Source organism: Burkholderia sp. AU39826 (genome assembly GCF_020419965.1).
In the GTDB taxonomy this organism is placed as follows: Bacteria; Pseudomonadota; Gammaproteobacteria; order Burkholderiales; family Burkholderiaceae; genus Burkholderia; species Burkholderia semiarida.
Genome location: NZ_JAIZQG010000021.1, coordinates 59,459 through 73,008, shown reverse-complemented (window position 1 = coordinate 73,008; position 13,550 = coordinate 59,459). Strand labels below are relative to the sequence as shown.

The window sequence follows — 13,550 nt, the reverse complement described above, 5'->3', positions numbered from 1 at the left end:
GCCCGGCTTTCACGAAACCCGCTCGCGCTTCGACTCAGCGCGGCAGTTCCGAATGCCCCATCAGGTACGCATCGACCGAGCGCGCGCACTGGCGGCCTTCGCGGATCGCCCACACCACGAGCGACTGGCCGCGACGCATGTCGCCTGCCGCGAACACCTTGTCGACCGACGTGTAGTACGAACGATCGCCTTCGGTCGCCGCGCGCGCATTGCCGCGCGCATCCTTCGCGACGCCGAACGCGTCGAGCACCGGCGCCGCCGGCTGCGTGAAGCCCATCGCGAGCAGCACGAGGTCGGCCTTCATCTCGAACTCGGAACCCGGCACTTCCTGCATCTTGCCGTCCTTCCACTCGACGCGCACCGCGATCAGCTTCTCGACCTTGCCGTTCTTGCCTTCGAGACGCTTCGTCGCGACCGCCCAGTCGCGCTCGCAGCCTTCCTCGTGCGACGACGACGTGCGCAGCTTGATCGGCCAGTACGGCCACACGAGCGGCTTGTTTTCCTCTTCCGGCGGCTGCGGCAGCAGCTCGAACTGCGTGACCTGCTTCGCGCCGTGACGGTTCGACGTGCCGACGCAGTCCGAACCCGTATCGCCGCCGCCGATCACGATCACGTGCTTGCCCTTCGCCAGCAACTGGTCGGGGAGCTTGTCGCCCGCGTTCACGCGGTTCTGCTGCGGCAGGAAGTCCATCGCGAAATGCACGCCCGCGAGCTCGCGGCCCGGCACCGGCAGGTCGCGCGGCGTTTCCGAACCGCCGGCGATCACGACCGCGTCGAATTCTTCCTTCAGCGTGTCCGGCGAAATGGTTTCCTTCGCGAGGCTGCCGATCGACTCGGGCAGCGGATCCTTGCCGATGAACACGCTGGTGCGGAACGTCACGCCTTCCGCCTCCATCTGGCGCATGCGGCGGTCGATCAGCCACTTCTCGAGCTTGAAGTCGGGAATCCCGTAACGCAGCAGGCCGCCGATGCGATCGTTCTTCTCGAACACCGTCACGTCGTGACCGGCACGCGCGAGCTGCTGCGCGGCGGCGAGGCCCGCGGGGCCCGAACCGACGACCGCGACCTTCTTGCCCGTCTTGTGCGCGGCCGGCTGCGGCTTCACCCAGCCTTCCGCCCAGGCCTTGTCGATGATCGCGTGCTCGATCGACTTGATGCCGACCGGGTCGTTGTTGATCCCGAGCGTGCACGCCGCTTCGCACGGCGCCGGGCAGATGCGGCCCGTGAACTCCGGGAAGTTGTTGGTCGAATGCAGGACTTCGATCGCCTGCTGCCAGTCCTGGCGGTAAACGAGATCGTTGAAGTCCGGGATGATGTTGTTGACCGGGCAGCCGTTGTTGCAGAACGGGATGCCGCAATCCATGCAGCGCGCGCCCTGGACCTTCGCGTCCGCGTCGGTCAGTGCCGCGACGAATTCCTTGTAGTGCTTCACGCGCGTGAGCGGTGCTTCGTACGCCTCGTGGCGGCGTTCGAACTCCAGAAAACCGGTTGCCTTGCCCATAAGGTGCTCTTCTGTTCGGTGTATCGGGTGGGGGAGCCGCGCGCGGCCGTCAGGCGCGCGCGGCATTCGCTATGTCGTTCGTCGCTCAGGCGGCCAGCACTTCCTTCGCCGCCTTCTTCGCACCGATCTCGCCCAGCGCGCGCTTGTATTCGTGCGGGAACACCTTCACGAACTGGCGGCGCGCCGCGTCCCAGTTTTCCAGCAGCGACTTCGCGCGCGGCGAACCCGTGAACTGGAAATGACGCTCGACGAGCCCCTTGAGCAGCGCTTCGTCGGTCGTGCCTGCGTGCCAGAGCGCGCGGTCGACCGTGCGCTCCTGCTCGGCCTGCTGCAGCACCGGCTCGAGCGCGACCATCGACTTGTTGCACTTCGCCGCGAACGTGCCTTCCGGATCGTAGATGTACGCGAGGCCGCCCGACATGCCGGCCGCGAAGTTGCGCCCCGTCTCGCCGAGCACGACGACCGTGCCGCCCGTCATGTATTCGCAGCCGTGGTCGCCCGTGCCTTCGACGACCGCCGTCGCGCCCGAGTTGCGCACGCAGAAGCGCTCGCCGGCCACGCCGCGGAAGAAGGCTTCGCCTTCGATCGCGCCGTACATCACCGTGTTGCCGCAGATGATGTTTTCCTCGGACTTGCCGCGGAAGTCGTTGGTCGGACGGATGATGATCCGGCCGCCCGACAGGCCCTTGCCGACGTAGTCGTTGCCGTCGCCGACGAGGTCGAGCGTCACGCCCTTCGCGAGGAACGCGCCGAAGCTCTGGCCGGCCGTGCCCTTCAGCTGGATGTGCACCGCGTCGTCGGCCAGGCCGTCGTGGCCGTGCTGCTTCGCGATCACGCCCGACAGCATCGCGCCGACCGTCCGGTTCACGTTGCGCACCGGCTGGATGAACGACACGTGCTCGCCGTTCTCGATCGCCGCCTTCGCCTTCTCGATCAGCACGTGGTCGAGCGCGCGTTCGAGGCCGTGATCCTGCACGTCGACGTGACGGCGCGCGACGTCCTCGCATTCTTCCGGCTGGTAGAACACGCGCGAGAAGTCGAGGCCCTTCGCCTTCCAGTGCTCGATGCCCTTGCGCGTATCGAGCAGGTCGGCGCGGCCGATCAGGTCGTCGAACTTCGCGATGCCGAGCTGCGCCATGATCTCGCGCACTTCCTCCGCGACGAAGAAGAAGTAGTTCACGACGTGCTCGGGCTGGCCCTTGAACTTCGCACGCAGCACCGGGTCCTGCGTCGCGACGCCGACCGGGCACGTGTTCAGGTGGCACTTGCGCATCATGATGCAGCCCTCGACGACGAGCGGCGCCGTCGCGAAGCCGAATTCGTCCGCGCCGAGCAGCGCGCCGATCACGACGTCGCGGCCCGTCTTCATCTGGCCGTCGGCCTGCACGCGGATGCGGCCGCGCAGGCGGTTCAGCACCAGTGTCTGCTGCGTTTCGGCGAGGCCGAGTTCCCACGGCGTGCCCGCATGCTTGACCGACGACAGCGGCGACGCGCCCGTGCCGCCGTCATGACCGGCGATCACGACGTGATCGGCCTTCGCCTTCGCGACGCCGGCCGCGACCGTGCCCACGCCCACTTCCGACACGAGCTTCACGGAGATGCTCGCGCTCGGGTTCACGTTCTTCAGATCGTGGATCAGTTGCGCCAGATCCTCGATCGAGTAGATGTCGTGGTGCGGCGGCGGCGAGATCAGGCCGACGCCCGGCACCGAGTAACGCAGCTTGCCGATGTATTCGGACACCTTGTGGCCCGGCAGCTGGCCGCCTTCGCCCGGCTTCGCGCCCTGCGCCATCTTGATCTGGATCTGGTCGGCCGACGCGAGGTACTCGGCGGTGACGCCGAAGCGGCCCGACGCGACCTGCTTGATCTTCGAGCGCAGCGAATCGCCGTCCTTCAGCGCAATGTCGCTGACGATCTCGTCGCCGATCACCGACTTCAGCGTCTCGCCCGCCTTGATCGGAATGCCGCGCAGTTCGTTGCGATAGCGCTTTTCGTCCTCGCCGCCTTCGCCGGTGTTCGACTTGCCGCCGATCCGGTTCATCGCGACCGCGAGCGTCGCGTGCGCTTCGGTGCTGATCGAACCGAGCGACATCGCGCCCGTCGCGAAGCGCTTGACGATCTCCTTCGCCGGCTCGACGTTTTCGATCGGGATCGCCCTGGTCGGCTCGACCTTGAACTCGAACAGGCCGCGGAACGTCATGTGACGCTTGGTCTGGTCGTTGATCAGGTGCGCGTATTCCTTGTACGTCTGGTACGAGTTGCTGCGCGTCGCGTGCTGCAGCTTCGCGATCGAATCCGGCGTCCACATGTGGTCTTCGCCGCGCACGCGGTACGCGTACTCGCCGCCCGCGTCGAGCATGTCGCGCAGCACCGGGTTGTCGCCGAATGCGTCGCGGTGCAGGCGGATCGCCTCTTCCGCGACTTCGAACAGGCCGATGCCGCCGACCTTCGACGCCGTGCCCTTGAAGTACTTCTCGACGAGGTCGCTCGACAGGCCGAGTGCTTCGAAGATCTGCGCGCCCGTGTACGACATGTACGTCGAGATGCCCATCTTCGACATCACCTTCTGCAGGCCCTTGCCGACCGCCTTCGTGAAGTTGTAGACGGCCTTCTCCGGCGACAGGTCGCCCGGCAGCCCCTCGGCCATCTTCGCGAGCGTTTCCATCGCGAGGTACGGGTGCACGGCTTCCGCGCCGTAGCCCGCGAGCAGCGCGAAGTGGTGCGTTTCACGTGCGGAGCCCGTCTCGACGACGAGGCCCGTGCTCGTGCGCAGCCCTTGCTGGACGAGGTGCGTGTGGATCGCCGACGTGGCGAGCAGCGCCGGAATCGCGACGTGCTCGGCATCCGTCTTGCGGTCCGACACGATCAGGATGTTGTAGCCCGACTTCACCGCGTCGACGGCTTCCGCGCACAGCGACGCGAGGCGCGCCTCGATGCCTTCCTTGCCCCACGCGACCGGATAGCAGATGTTCAGCTCGTATGCGCTGAACTTGCCGCCCGTGTACTGGTCGATCGCGCGGATCTTCGCGATGTCCTTGAAGTCGAGCACCGGCTGCGACACTTCGAGCCGCATCGGCGGGTTGATGTTGTTCGTGTCGAGCAGGTTCGGCTTCGGGCCGATGAACGACACGAGCGACATCACCATGTTCTCGCGGATCGGGTCGATCGGCGGGTTCGTCACCTGCGCGAACAGTTGCTTGAAGTAGTGATAGAGCGTCTTGTTCTTGTTCGACATCACCGCGAGCGGCGAGTCGTTGCCCATCGAACCGACGGCTTCCTCACCCTGCTGCGCCATCGGCGCCATCAGGAACTTCAGGTCTTCCTGCGTGTACCCGAACGCCTGCTGGCGGTCGAGCAGCGCGGCGCCCTGCGTGCGGCCGGCCGCGACTTCCTCGGCCTTCGGCTCGATCTCGTCGAGCTTGATGCGCACGGCGTCGATCCAGCTCTTGTACGGCTTCGCGTTCGCGAGGTTGTCCTTCAGTTCCTTGTCGTCGATGATGCGGCCGTGTTCCATGTCGATCAGGAACATCTTGCCCGGCTGCAGGCGCCACTTCTTGACGATCTTCGATTCGGGGATCGGCAGCGTGCCGGCTTCCGACGCCATGATGACGAGGTCGTCGTCGGTCACGATGTAGCGCGCCGGGCGCAGGCCGTTACGGTCGAGCGTCGCGCCGATCTGGCGGCCGTCGGTGAACGCGATCGCGGCCGGGCCGTCCCACGGCTCCATCATCGCGGCGTGATATTCGTAGAACGCGCGGCGGTTCTCGTCCATCAGCGTGTGCTGTTCCCACGCTTCCGGGATCATCATCATCACCGCGTGCACGAGCGGGTAGCCGGCCATCACCAGCAGCTCGAGACAGTTGTCGAACGACGCGGTGTCGGACTGGCCCGGGTAGATCAGCGGCCACAGCTTCGGCAGATCGTCGGCCAGCACGTGCGACGCGATCGCGCCGGTACGCGCGTTCAGCCAGTTCACGTTGCCCTTCACGGTGTTGATCTCGCCGTTGTGCGCGATCATCCGGTACGGGTGAGCAAGCTCCCACGCCGGGAACGTGTTGGTCGAGAAGCGCTGGTGCACGAGCGCGAGCGCGGACACGACACGCTCGTCCTGCAGGTCGCGGTAGTACACGCCGACCTGGCCGGCCAGCAGCAGGCCCTTGTAGACGACCGTGCGCGCCGACATCGACGGCACGAAGTATTCCTTGCCGTGCTTGAGCTTCAGCGCCTGGATGCGGTGGCTCGCCGTCTTGCGGATCACGTACAGCTTCCGCTCGAGCGCGTCCGTCACCATGATGTCCTTGCCGCGGCCGATGAAGATCTGGCGGATCAGCGGCTCGCTCGCCTTGACCGTCGGCGAGATCGGCATCGCATGGTCGACCGGCACGTCGCGCCAGCCGAGCACGACCTGGCCTTCGGCCTTCACCGTGCGCTCGAGCTCCTGCTCGCACGCGAGACGCGACGCGTTTTCCTTCGGCAGGAAGATCATCCCGACCCCGTATTCGCCGGCCGGCGGCAGGTCGATGCCCTGCTTCGCCATTTCCTCGCGATAGAACGCGTCCGGAATCTGGATCAGGATGCCCGCGCCGTCGCCCATCAGCGGATCGGCGCCGACCGCGCCGCGGTGATCGAGGTTCTCGAGGATCTTCAGGCCCTGCTGGATGATCTCGTGGCTCTTCTTGCCTTTGATGTGAGCGACGAAGCCGACGCCGCAGGCGTCGTGTTCGTTTTGCGGGTCGTACAGACCTTGTGCGGCGGGCACCGCGGCGAGCGGCTGCTGGTGGTCGTTCATGGGGACACCGTCGTAAAGGGGGCCTGGAGGCCGTTGAACCGTTTTCTTGTTGCCGTCGATCCCGCTTCCCGAGGGAGACGGCGCGGCCGACAGTGGTTGGGCAAGCTTCGCCCGGGCCACCGGAATTCGGAATATACGCGACGAATCAAGGGAATAGCAACAAAAACCGCTTGATCGAACCCCAATTAAACCAATGCCTCGATCCGGTGCCGTTTTATTGGGGACGTATCGTTTTGGTGCAAAAAGAAGCGGCGCCCGCAGCGCCGCTCCTGGCCCGCCTTTCCGGCATTACTGCTGGATCGGCGGCGTGTTCTCGCGCACCTTTCTGGGGCGTCCGCGCGGCAACGGCGAGACGCGCCGGTTGGCGGTGCGCGCCGCCCACTCGCGGTAATTCTCGCCGCCGAGCACCCAGCCCTTCAGCGTCGCCTGCTGCAACTGGTCGGCCTGCCGCTCGTCGAGCGGCTGCTCGCACAGCTCCTTGTACGCGCGCTGGCGGTCGAACGGCGTGTTGCCGAGCGCCCAGTAGAGCGGATGGTCGGTGATCAGGCTGTCGACGGTGAGCCCGACGTGATGCCGGTAGCTCGACCAGCGATAGGCCTCGGGCGTCGCGACGAGCTGCGAGCGCACCGGGCTCATCTCGACCACGCGGCTCGCGAGCAGGAAATAGCGCTCGCCTTCGATCACCGTCGCGCGATAGCGGCCTTCCCACAGGGTGCCGCGCCGCGAATAGCGCCGGTTGAAATGCGCGACGTAGCGACGGCCGACGGCCTGCATCGCCTTCGGCAGGCTGGCCTCGTCGCTCGGCGTCACGAGCAGTTGCACCTGGCGCGGCAGCAGCACGTAGGCATGCACCGACAGGTGATGATCGCGTGCGGCGGCCTTCAGGCAATCGATGAAGAGTTCGTAGTCCTGGTCGTCGACGAACGCGGGTTGCTGATCCAGGCCGCGCAGTATCACGTGCTGCGGCTGGTCGGGAACGTAGAGTCGTGCTAACCGTGCCATGCTGAATGTCCGTTTGAACGCGTTAGGAAATACCCGGAGGTCCGAAAATGCGCACCTGCGTAGAATGCCTGTCCTGTCAGGGCGCGGAAGCGTACGGTCGTGCGAATCCTAGGGTGAAAACTCTAACTTACGAGCTTGTTTGGTTTTAAACGCAGTCGTCATAATGAGCACGCCTTTGATCGGAGGAGACACAATGAAACGAAAACTGGCCATTACGGGGGCCGCTGCGCTCGCATTCACGTTAGCGGGCGGTCCGGCACACGCACAATCCGCAGGCGATTTCTACGTCAGCACCGGCTGGCTGCACCTTTCGCCGCAGGACAGCAGCGACCCGCTGTTCGTCTATGGCGTAGGCGGCACGCCCATCAACCAGTCGATTCCCAATACCGGCGCCGGCATCAACGACGCCGATACGCTCGGGCTCGCGGCTGGCTACTTCGTCACCGACCATATCTCCACCGAGCTCGTCATGGGGATACCGCCGAAGTTCGACATCACCGGCAAGGGTCAGTTCGAAAGATTCGGCGTGCTCGGCCGTGCGTACCAGTGGAGCCCCGCCGTACTGCTTCGCTACCACTTCAACGACGCCAACGCGAAGTTCCGTCCGTATGTCGGCATCGGCGCAACGTACGTCTGGTTCACCGGCGCGAAGATCACGAACGGCAGCTTCGAGAACGGCGTGCTCGGCGGCCCGACCAGCGCGACGACCAGCAACCAGTGGGCGCCCGTCTTCAACGCCGGCTTCACGTACAACTTCACGAAACACTGGTTCGCCGGCCTGTCGCTCTCGTACATCCCGGTCAGCGTGACCGCGACCTTCACGACGGCCCGCCGCACGCCGGTCGGCACGCTGACGGAAACGTCGAAGGCCCACATCTCGCTGAACCCGATCGTCACGTACCTGAACGTCGGCTATCGCTTCTAAGCGTAGTCGAATATTTGGGGAATGGTTAATCCTGCTGCAATTTGTAGCGGAATTTTCCTGGCGTAACGTCTCCACGATGCAAAACGCCCCGGCGGGCATCCCGCCGGGGCGTCGTTTTTTCGCGTCCGGCACGTTTCGGGCAAGGGTTTCACCGGGCACCGCCGCCGCCGTGGCGGTCAGACGACGTCGATGTCGTCCAGCGCATCGGGCGCGATCAGGTCGATACGGTCCGTGCAGACGGCATCGACGCCCCAGCGCGCGAGCTCGCGCGCCCGTTCGAGGTCGTTCACCGTGTAAACCAGGATGCGCAATCCGGCGCGCTTGATCGCGCGAACGAGCGGTTCGTCGAGCCGGGTGTGGTCTGCGTGCAACGATACGCAGTCGAGCGCGTCGATCACCTGCGCGCGCCAGTCGTCCGGCACGACTTCGTAGAGCATCCCGCGCGGCAGCGTGGGCGCGCTCGCGCGTGCCTGTCGCAGCGCGTCGAACGAGAACGACGACAGCAGCGGCGCCACGGCGGCGCCGCGCCAGTATGCGGCCGCGTCGGCCGCCACGCGTTGCCCGGTTTCGCGCTCGCGCCCCGGGCACGGCTTGATCTCGACGTTCGCGGCCAGCCCGTGCGCGATGCAGCGCGCCGCCGCCGCCTCGAGCGTCGGCATCCGCTCGCCCGCGAAGCGCGCATCGCGCCACGCGCCCGCGTCGAGCGCGGCCAGCGCCGCATAACGCATGCCTGCCGCCGCGCCATGGCCGTTCGACGTCCGGTCGACCGTGTCGTCGTGCAGCAGGAAGGTCACGTCGTCGGCCGACAGCTTCGCGTCGAACTCGACCATCCGGTGACCGCGCCGCGCGCCCTCGTCGAGCGCGGCCAGCGTGTTCTCCGGCGCGAGCGTGCCACCGCCGCGATGGGCGACGACGCGCGGATAGGGCCAGTCGGTACGGATCGTCATCGTCGGTCTCCGTCGGTCGAACGGTTTCAGCCGGCACGCCTGCCGGTCTCGGGATCGAAGAAATGCAGCCGGTGCGCGGGCAGCGCGGCCGCCAGCGCCGTGCCACGCGCGGGGCGGTCCGCGTGCGGCAGGCGCACCGCGACGTCGTGATCGCCCCAGCGGCCGTGTGCGAGATTGTCCGCGCCGAGCAGTTCGCACGAATCGACCGGCAGCGTCGCGTGCGCCGCGCCCGGCTGCGGCGTCATGTGTTCGGGACGCACGCCGAGCACCCAGTCGCGCCCGGTGGCGATCTCGCTGCCGATGCCGGGCGCGCCGGCGACCGGCAAAGCCGGACCGCCGCCCGCGACGGTGAAGGTCGCGCCGTCTTCCGACAGCCGGCCATGCAGCAGGTTCATCGCGGGCGAGCCGATGAAGCCCGCGACGAACACCGTCGCCGGCTTCTCGTACACGTCGACCGGCGCGCCGATCTGCTCCGCGTAGCCGCGGTTCATCACGATCACGCGCTGCGCGAGCGTCATCGCCTCGATCTGGTCGTGCGTCACGTACACGCTCGTCGTCGCGAGCCGCGCATGCAGCCGCTGGATCTCGAGCCGCATCTGCACGCGCAGCTTCGCGTCGAGGTTCGACAACGGCTCGTCGAACAGGAACACCGACGGCTCGCGCACGATCGCGCGCCCCATCGCGACGCGCTGCCGCTGGCCGCCCGACAGTTCGCGCGGCCGCCGCGCGAGCAGCGGCTCGAGCTCGAGGATCTTCGCGGCCGCGGCCACCCGCGAATCGATCGTCGCGCGCTCGATCCCGCGAATCTTCAGCCCGTAGCCCATGTTCTGCGCGACCGTCATGTGCGGGTACAGCGCATAGTTCTGGAACACCATCGCGATGTCGCGGTCCTTCGGCTCCAGCGCGTTGACGACCCGGTCGCCGATCGCGATCTCGCCGTCGGTCACGCTCTCGAGCCCCGCGATCATCCGCAGCAACGTCGACTTGCCGCAGCCCGACGGGCCGACCAGCACGATGAATTCGCCGTCGGCGATCTCCACGTCGATGCCGTGCAGCACGTGCTGCTTGCCGTCGTAGGATTTCCTGACGCCCTTCAAGCTCAGCGCAGCCATACCTGATCCTTCTCCCGGTTACCGTCGGTCGTTCATTTCTCGGAATCGACGAGGCCGCGCACGAACCAGCGCTGCATCGCCAGCACGACGACGAGCGGCGGAACCATCGCCAGCAGCGTCGCCGCCATCACGTATTGCCATTCGGTCGCGGCGTCGCCGCTCGCGATCATCGTCTTGATGCCCACCACCGCCGTCGATAGCGACGCTTCCGTCGTGATCAGGATCGGCCAAAGATACTGGTTCCAGCCGTAGATGAACGTGATCACGAACAGCGCCGCGATACTCGTCTTCGACAGCGGCAGCACGACGTCCCAGAAAAAGCGCAGCGGCCCCGCGCCGTCGATGCGCGCGGCATCCATCAGCTCGTCGGGCAGCGTCATGAAGAACTGGCGGAACAGGAACGTCGCGGTCGCCGACGCGATCAGCGGCAGCGTGAGCCCCGCATAGGTGTTCGTCAGATGCAGCGTCGACACGACCTGCACGGTCGGGAAGATCCGCACTTCCACCGGCAGCATCAGCGTGACGAAGATCAGCCAGAACGCCGTGTTGCGAAACGGAAAGCGGAAATAGACGATCGCGTACGCGGAAAGGATCGACACCGCGATCTTGCCGACCGCGATCCCGAGCGCCATCGCGAAGCTGTTCACGAGCAGGCGGCCGAACGGCGCCGTCGTGCCGCCGCTGCCGTGCCCCCAGATGTACGCGACGTTCTCGAACAGGTGCGTGCTCGGCACGAGCGACAGCGGCACCGTGAACACTTCCTGCGCGTTCATCGTCGCCGCGCAGAACGCGACGTAGACAGGGAACACGATCAGCACGACGCCGGCGATCAGCACCGCGTGGCAGAACAGGTCGAAGCCCTTGCGATTTTCGATCATGCGTATTGCACCCTGCGTTCGACGAAGCGGAACTGGATCACCGTGAGCGCGACGACGATGATCATCAGCACGACCGACTGCGCGCCCGAGCTGCCGATGTCGAGCCCCTGGAAGCCCTCCGCGAAGATCTTGTAGATCAGCGTCTTGGTGCTCTGCGCCGGGCCGCCGCCGGTGGCCGCGTCGATCACCGGAAACGTGTCGAAGAACGCGTAGACGAGGTTCACGACCAGCAGGAAGAAGCTCGTCGGCGACAGCAGCGGCAGCACGATGTTGAAGAAGCGCCGCACCGGCCCCGCGCCGTCGATCGCCGCCGCCTCGATCAGCGAGCGCGGGATCGCCTGCAGCCCCGCGTAGAAGAACAGGAAGTTGTAGCTCACCTGCTTCCACACCGACGCCAGCACGACGAGGAACATCGCCTGCTCGCCGTTCAGCGCGTGGTTCCAGACGATGCCGCCCTTCGCGAGCGCATAGGTGATCAGGCCGATGCTCGGGTTGAACAGGAACGCCCACAACACGGCCGCGATCGTCGGCGCGACCGCGTACGGCCAGATCAGCAGCGTGCGGTACGCGCGCGCGCCGCGGATCACGCGATCGGCGCAGGCGGCCAGCAGCAGCGACACGACGAGGCCGCTCACCGTGACGAGCGAACTGAACACGAGCGTCGTGCGGAACGAATCGAGATACAGCGGATCGGCGAACAGGTGCGTGAAGTTCGCGAGGCCGACGAATTCGCTCGACGTGCCGAACGCGTCCTGCGTCTGCGTGGATTGCCACAACGCGACGCCGGCGGGCCACAGGAAAAATACGGCGGTGATCGCGAGCTGCGGCGCGATCAGCAGATACGGCACCGGGCTCGTACCGAAACGGGAACGGGATTGCATCGCGGGTGTCCGGTCAGGCGAAACGGAAGGGAAACCGCGCCGCCGGACGGCACGCGCTCACGCGCGGCGCAGCCGGCGGCACGACGCGATGCGTGCTCAGCCGCCCGACTTCTCGAAGCGGCGCAGCAGTTCGTCGCCGCGCGACGCGGCCGAATCGAGCGCGTCCTTCGGCGTCTTCTTCTGCGCCCAGACCTGTTCGAACTCCTCGTCGACGATCGTGCGGATCTGCGGCATGTTGCCCAGCCGCAGCCCCTTCGTGTACGGCAGCGGCGGCTTGTTCAGCATCTGCTTGATCGCAGTTTCGGCGCTCGGGTTCTTCGCGTAGAAACCCTGCTGGCGCGTCAGGTCGTATGCAGCGGTCGTGACCGGCAGGTAGCCCGTGTCCTGGTGCCACTTCGCGGCGACGGGCGGCGAAGCCAGGTACGCGAGGAATTTGGCCACACCCTTGTAGGTCGCCGGATCCTTGCCGGCCAGCACCCACAGGCTTGCGCCGCCGATGATCGCGTTCTGCGGCGCGCCCTTCACGTTCGCGTCGTACGGCATCATCCCCGTGCCGTAGCTGAACTTCGCGAACTTCTGCACGTTCGCGAGCGCGCCCGACGACGTCGTCAGGATCCCGCAGTCGCCGCTGTAGAACTTCGCCGACGCTTCGTCCTTGCGGCCCGCGTACGTGAACGTGCCGTCCTTCGCCATTTGCTGGAGGAACGAGAGGTGCGCGACCTGCTGCGGCTTGTTGAACTCGAGCACGGCATCGGTGCCGTCGAAGCCGTTGTTGCGGCTCGCGAACGGCAGCCCGTGCCACGCGCTGTAGTTTTCGAGCTGGATCCAGCCCTGCCACCCGGTCGTGAAGCCGCACGCCATGCCCGACTTGCGCAGTTTCTCGGCGTCGGCCTTCACGTCGGCCCACGTCTTCGGCGGCTGGTTCGGATCGAGGCCGGCCTTCTTGAACGCGTCCTTGTTGTAGTACAGCACCGGCGTCGAGCTGTTGAACGGCATCGAGACGAGGTGGCCCGTCTTCGCGTCGCTGTAGTAGCTCGCGATGGTCGGCACGAACGCCTTTTCGTCGAGCGTCACGCCGGCCTGCTTGAACACGTCGTAGACCGGCACGACCGCCTTCTTCGCCTGCATCATCGTCGCCGTACCGACTTCATAGACCTGGAGGATCGCCGGCGCGTTGCCGCTGCGATAGGCCGCGATGCCGGCCGCGAGCGCCTGGTCGTAAGTGCCCTTGAAGACCGGCACGATCTTGTAATCGCTTTGCGACGCGTTGAACTGGTCGGCGATCGCGTTGACCCGCTCGCCGAGCGCGGCTTCCATCGCATGCCAGAACTGGATTTCCGTCGCGGCGAGCGCGACGTGCTGCGCGCCGAACAGCAGCGCGCCGCCGAGCGCGATCGAACGAACCAGTGTCCCCGCAGGCTTCTTCTTCATCGACCTCTCCTATGAAAACGTTACCAACAGCGTGTGCAACATTCCCGTCGCCATTGAACCGGCGAAGTCTAGTGATCGTTTATG

General features: G+C 66.2%; 9 protein-coding genes. 1 reads left to right on the top strand and 8 read right to left on the bottom strand.

The window, feature by feature from the left end; all coding sequences use genetic code 11:
• Nucleotides 1–34: 34 nt before the first annotated feature.
• From LGM42_RS26970 to LGM42_RS26960, 3 genes are all read right to left on the bottom strand, one after another.
• On the bottom strand, nt 35–1,501 hold the full coding sequence (locus LGM42_RS26970) for a glutamate synthase subunit beta (protein WP_124863165.1): 1,467 nt from the start codon (nt 1,499–1,501) through the stop codon (nt 35–37).
• Between the two features lie 85 nt (nt 1,502–1,586).
• Complete coding sequence (locus LGM42_RS26965; protein ID WP_226233766.1) at nt 1,587–6,290, bottom strand: glutamate synthase-related protein; 4,704 nt, start codon at nt 6,288–6,290, stop codon at nt 1,587–1,589.
• A gap of 288 nt (nt 6,291–6,578) precedes the next feature.
• A complete protein-coding gene (locus LGM42_RS26960) occupies nt 6,579–7,292 on the bottom strand; it encodes a transposase (protein WP_027783329.1) in 714 nt (237 codons plus the stop codon).
• A gap of 193 nt (nt 7,293–7,485) precedes the next feature.
• Here LGM42_RS26960 and LGM42_RS26955 point away from each other — a divergent pair, with 193 nt between their 5' ends.
• The gene (locus LGM42_RS26955) at nt 7,486–8,217 is read left to right on the top strand and encodes an OmpW/AlkL family protein (protein WP_059577302.1); all 732 of its coding nucleotides are present in this window, start codon (nt 7,486–7,488) and stop codon (nt 8,215–8,217) included.
• Between the two features lie 176 nt (nt 8,218–8,393).
• Here LGM42_RS26955 and ugpQ read toward each other — a convergent pair whose 3' ends face one another.
• The 5 genes from ugpQ to ugpB form a co-directional block, all read right to left on the bottom strand.
• Nucleotides 8,394–9,164, bottom strand: coding sequence for a glycerophosphodiester phosphodiesterase (gene ugpQ / locus LGM42_RS26950; protein WP_060315522.1), 771 nt, complete (start codon nt 9,162–9,164; stop codon nt 8,394–8,396).
• Nucleotides 9,165–9,190: 26 nt separating this feature from the next.
• Nucleotides 9,191–10,276: a sn-glycerol-3-phosphate import ATP-binding protein UgpC gene (locus LGM42_RS26945; RefSeq protein WP_059640200.1), complete on the bottom strand. Its 1,086-nt coding sequence runs from the start codon at nt 10,274–10,276 to the stop codon at nt 9,191–9,193.
• Nucleotides 10,277–10,308: 32 nt separating this feature from the next.
• Nucleotides 10,309–11,154, bottom strand: a complete 846-nt coding sequence (gene ugpE, locus LGM42_RS26940; RefSeq protein WP_059577311.1) for a sn-glycerol-3-phosphate ABC transporter permease UgpE — start codon at nt 11,152–11,154, stop codon at nt 10,309–10,311.
• Nucleotides 11,151–12,035, bottom strand: a complete 885-nt coding sequence (ugpA, locus tag LGM42_RS26935) for a sn-glycerol-3-phosphate ABC transporter permease UgpA (protein ID WP_060315525.1) — start codon at nt 12,033–12,035, stop codon at nt 11,151–11,153. Before ugpA ends, ugpE begins: the two co-directional genes overlap by 4 nt.
• A gap of 96 nt (nt 12,036–12,131) precedes the next feature.
• Nucleotides 12,132–13,466: a sn-glycerol-3-phosphate ABC transporter substrate-binding protein UgpB gene (ugpB, locus tag LGM42_RS26930; protein ID WP_060315528.1), complete on the bottom strand. Its 1,335-nt coding sequence runs from the start codon at nt 13,464–13,466 to the stop codon at nt 12,132–12,134.
• Nucleotides 13,467–13,550: the final 84 nt, after the last annotated feature.

Excerpts from the sequence above, each read along its gene's own strand:
- LGM42_RS26970 (WP_124863165.1), bottom strand. The coding sequence starts at position 1,501 with ATGGGCAAGGCAACCGGTTTTCTGGAGTTCGAACGCCGCCACGAGGCG.
- LGM42_RS26965 (WP_226233766.1), bottom strand. The coding sequence starts at position 6,290 with ATGAACGACCACCAGCAGCCGCTCGCCGCGGTGCCCGCCGCACAAGGT.
- LGM42_RS26960 (WP_027783329.1), bottom strand. The coding sequence starts at position 7,292 with ATGGCACGGTTAGCACGACTCTACGTTCCCGACCAGCCGCAGCACGTG.
- LGM42_RS26955 (WP_059577302.1), top strand. The coding sequence starts at position 7,486 with ATGAAACGAAAACTGGCCATTACGGGGGCCGCTGCGCTCGCATTCACG.
- ugpQ (WP_060315522.1), bottom strand. The coding sequence starts at position 9,164 with ATGACGATCCGTACCGACTGGCCCTATCCGCGCGTCGTCGCCCATCGC.
- LGM42_RS26945 (WP_059640200.1), bottom strand. The coding sequence starts at position 10,276 with ATGGCTGCGCTGAGCTTGAAGGGCGTCAGGAAATCCTACGACGGCAAG.
- ugpE (WP_059577311.1), bottom strand. The coding sequence starts at position 11,154 with ATGATCGAAAATCGCAAGGGCTTCGACCTGTTCTGCCACGCGGTGCTG.
- ugpA (WP_060315525.1), bottom strand. The coding sequence starts at position 12,035 with ATGCAATCCCGTTCCCGTTTCGGTACGAGCCCGGTGCCGTATCTGCTG.
- ugpB (WP_060315528.1), bottom strand. The coding sequence starts at position 13,466 with ATGAAGAAGAAGCCTGCGGGGACACTGGTTCGTTCGATCGCGCTCGGC.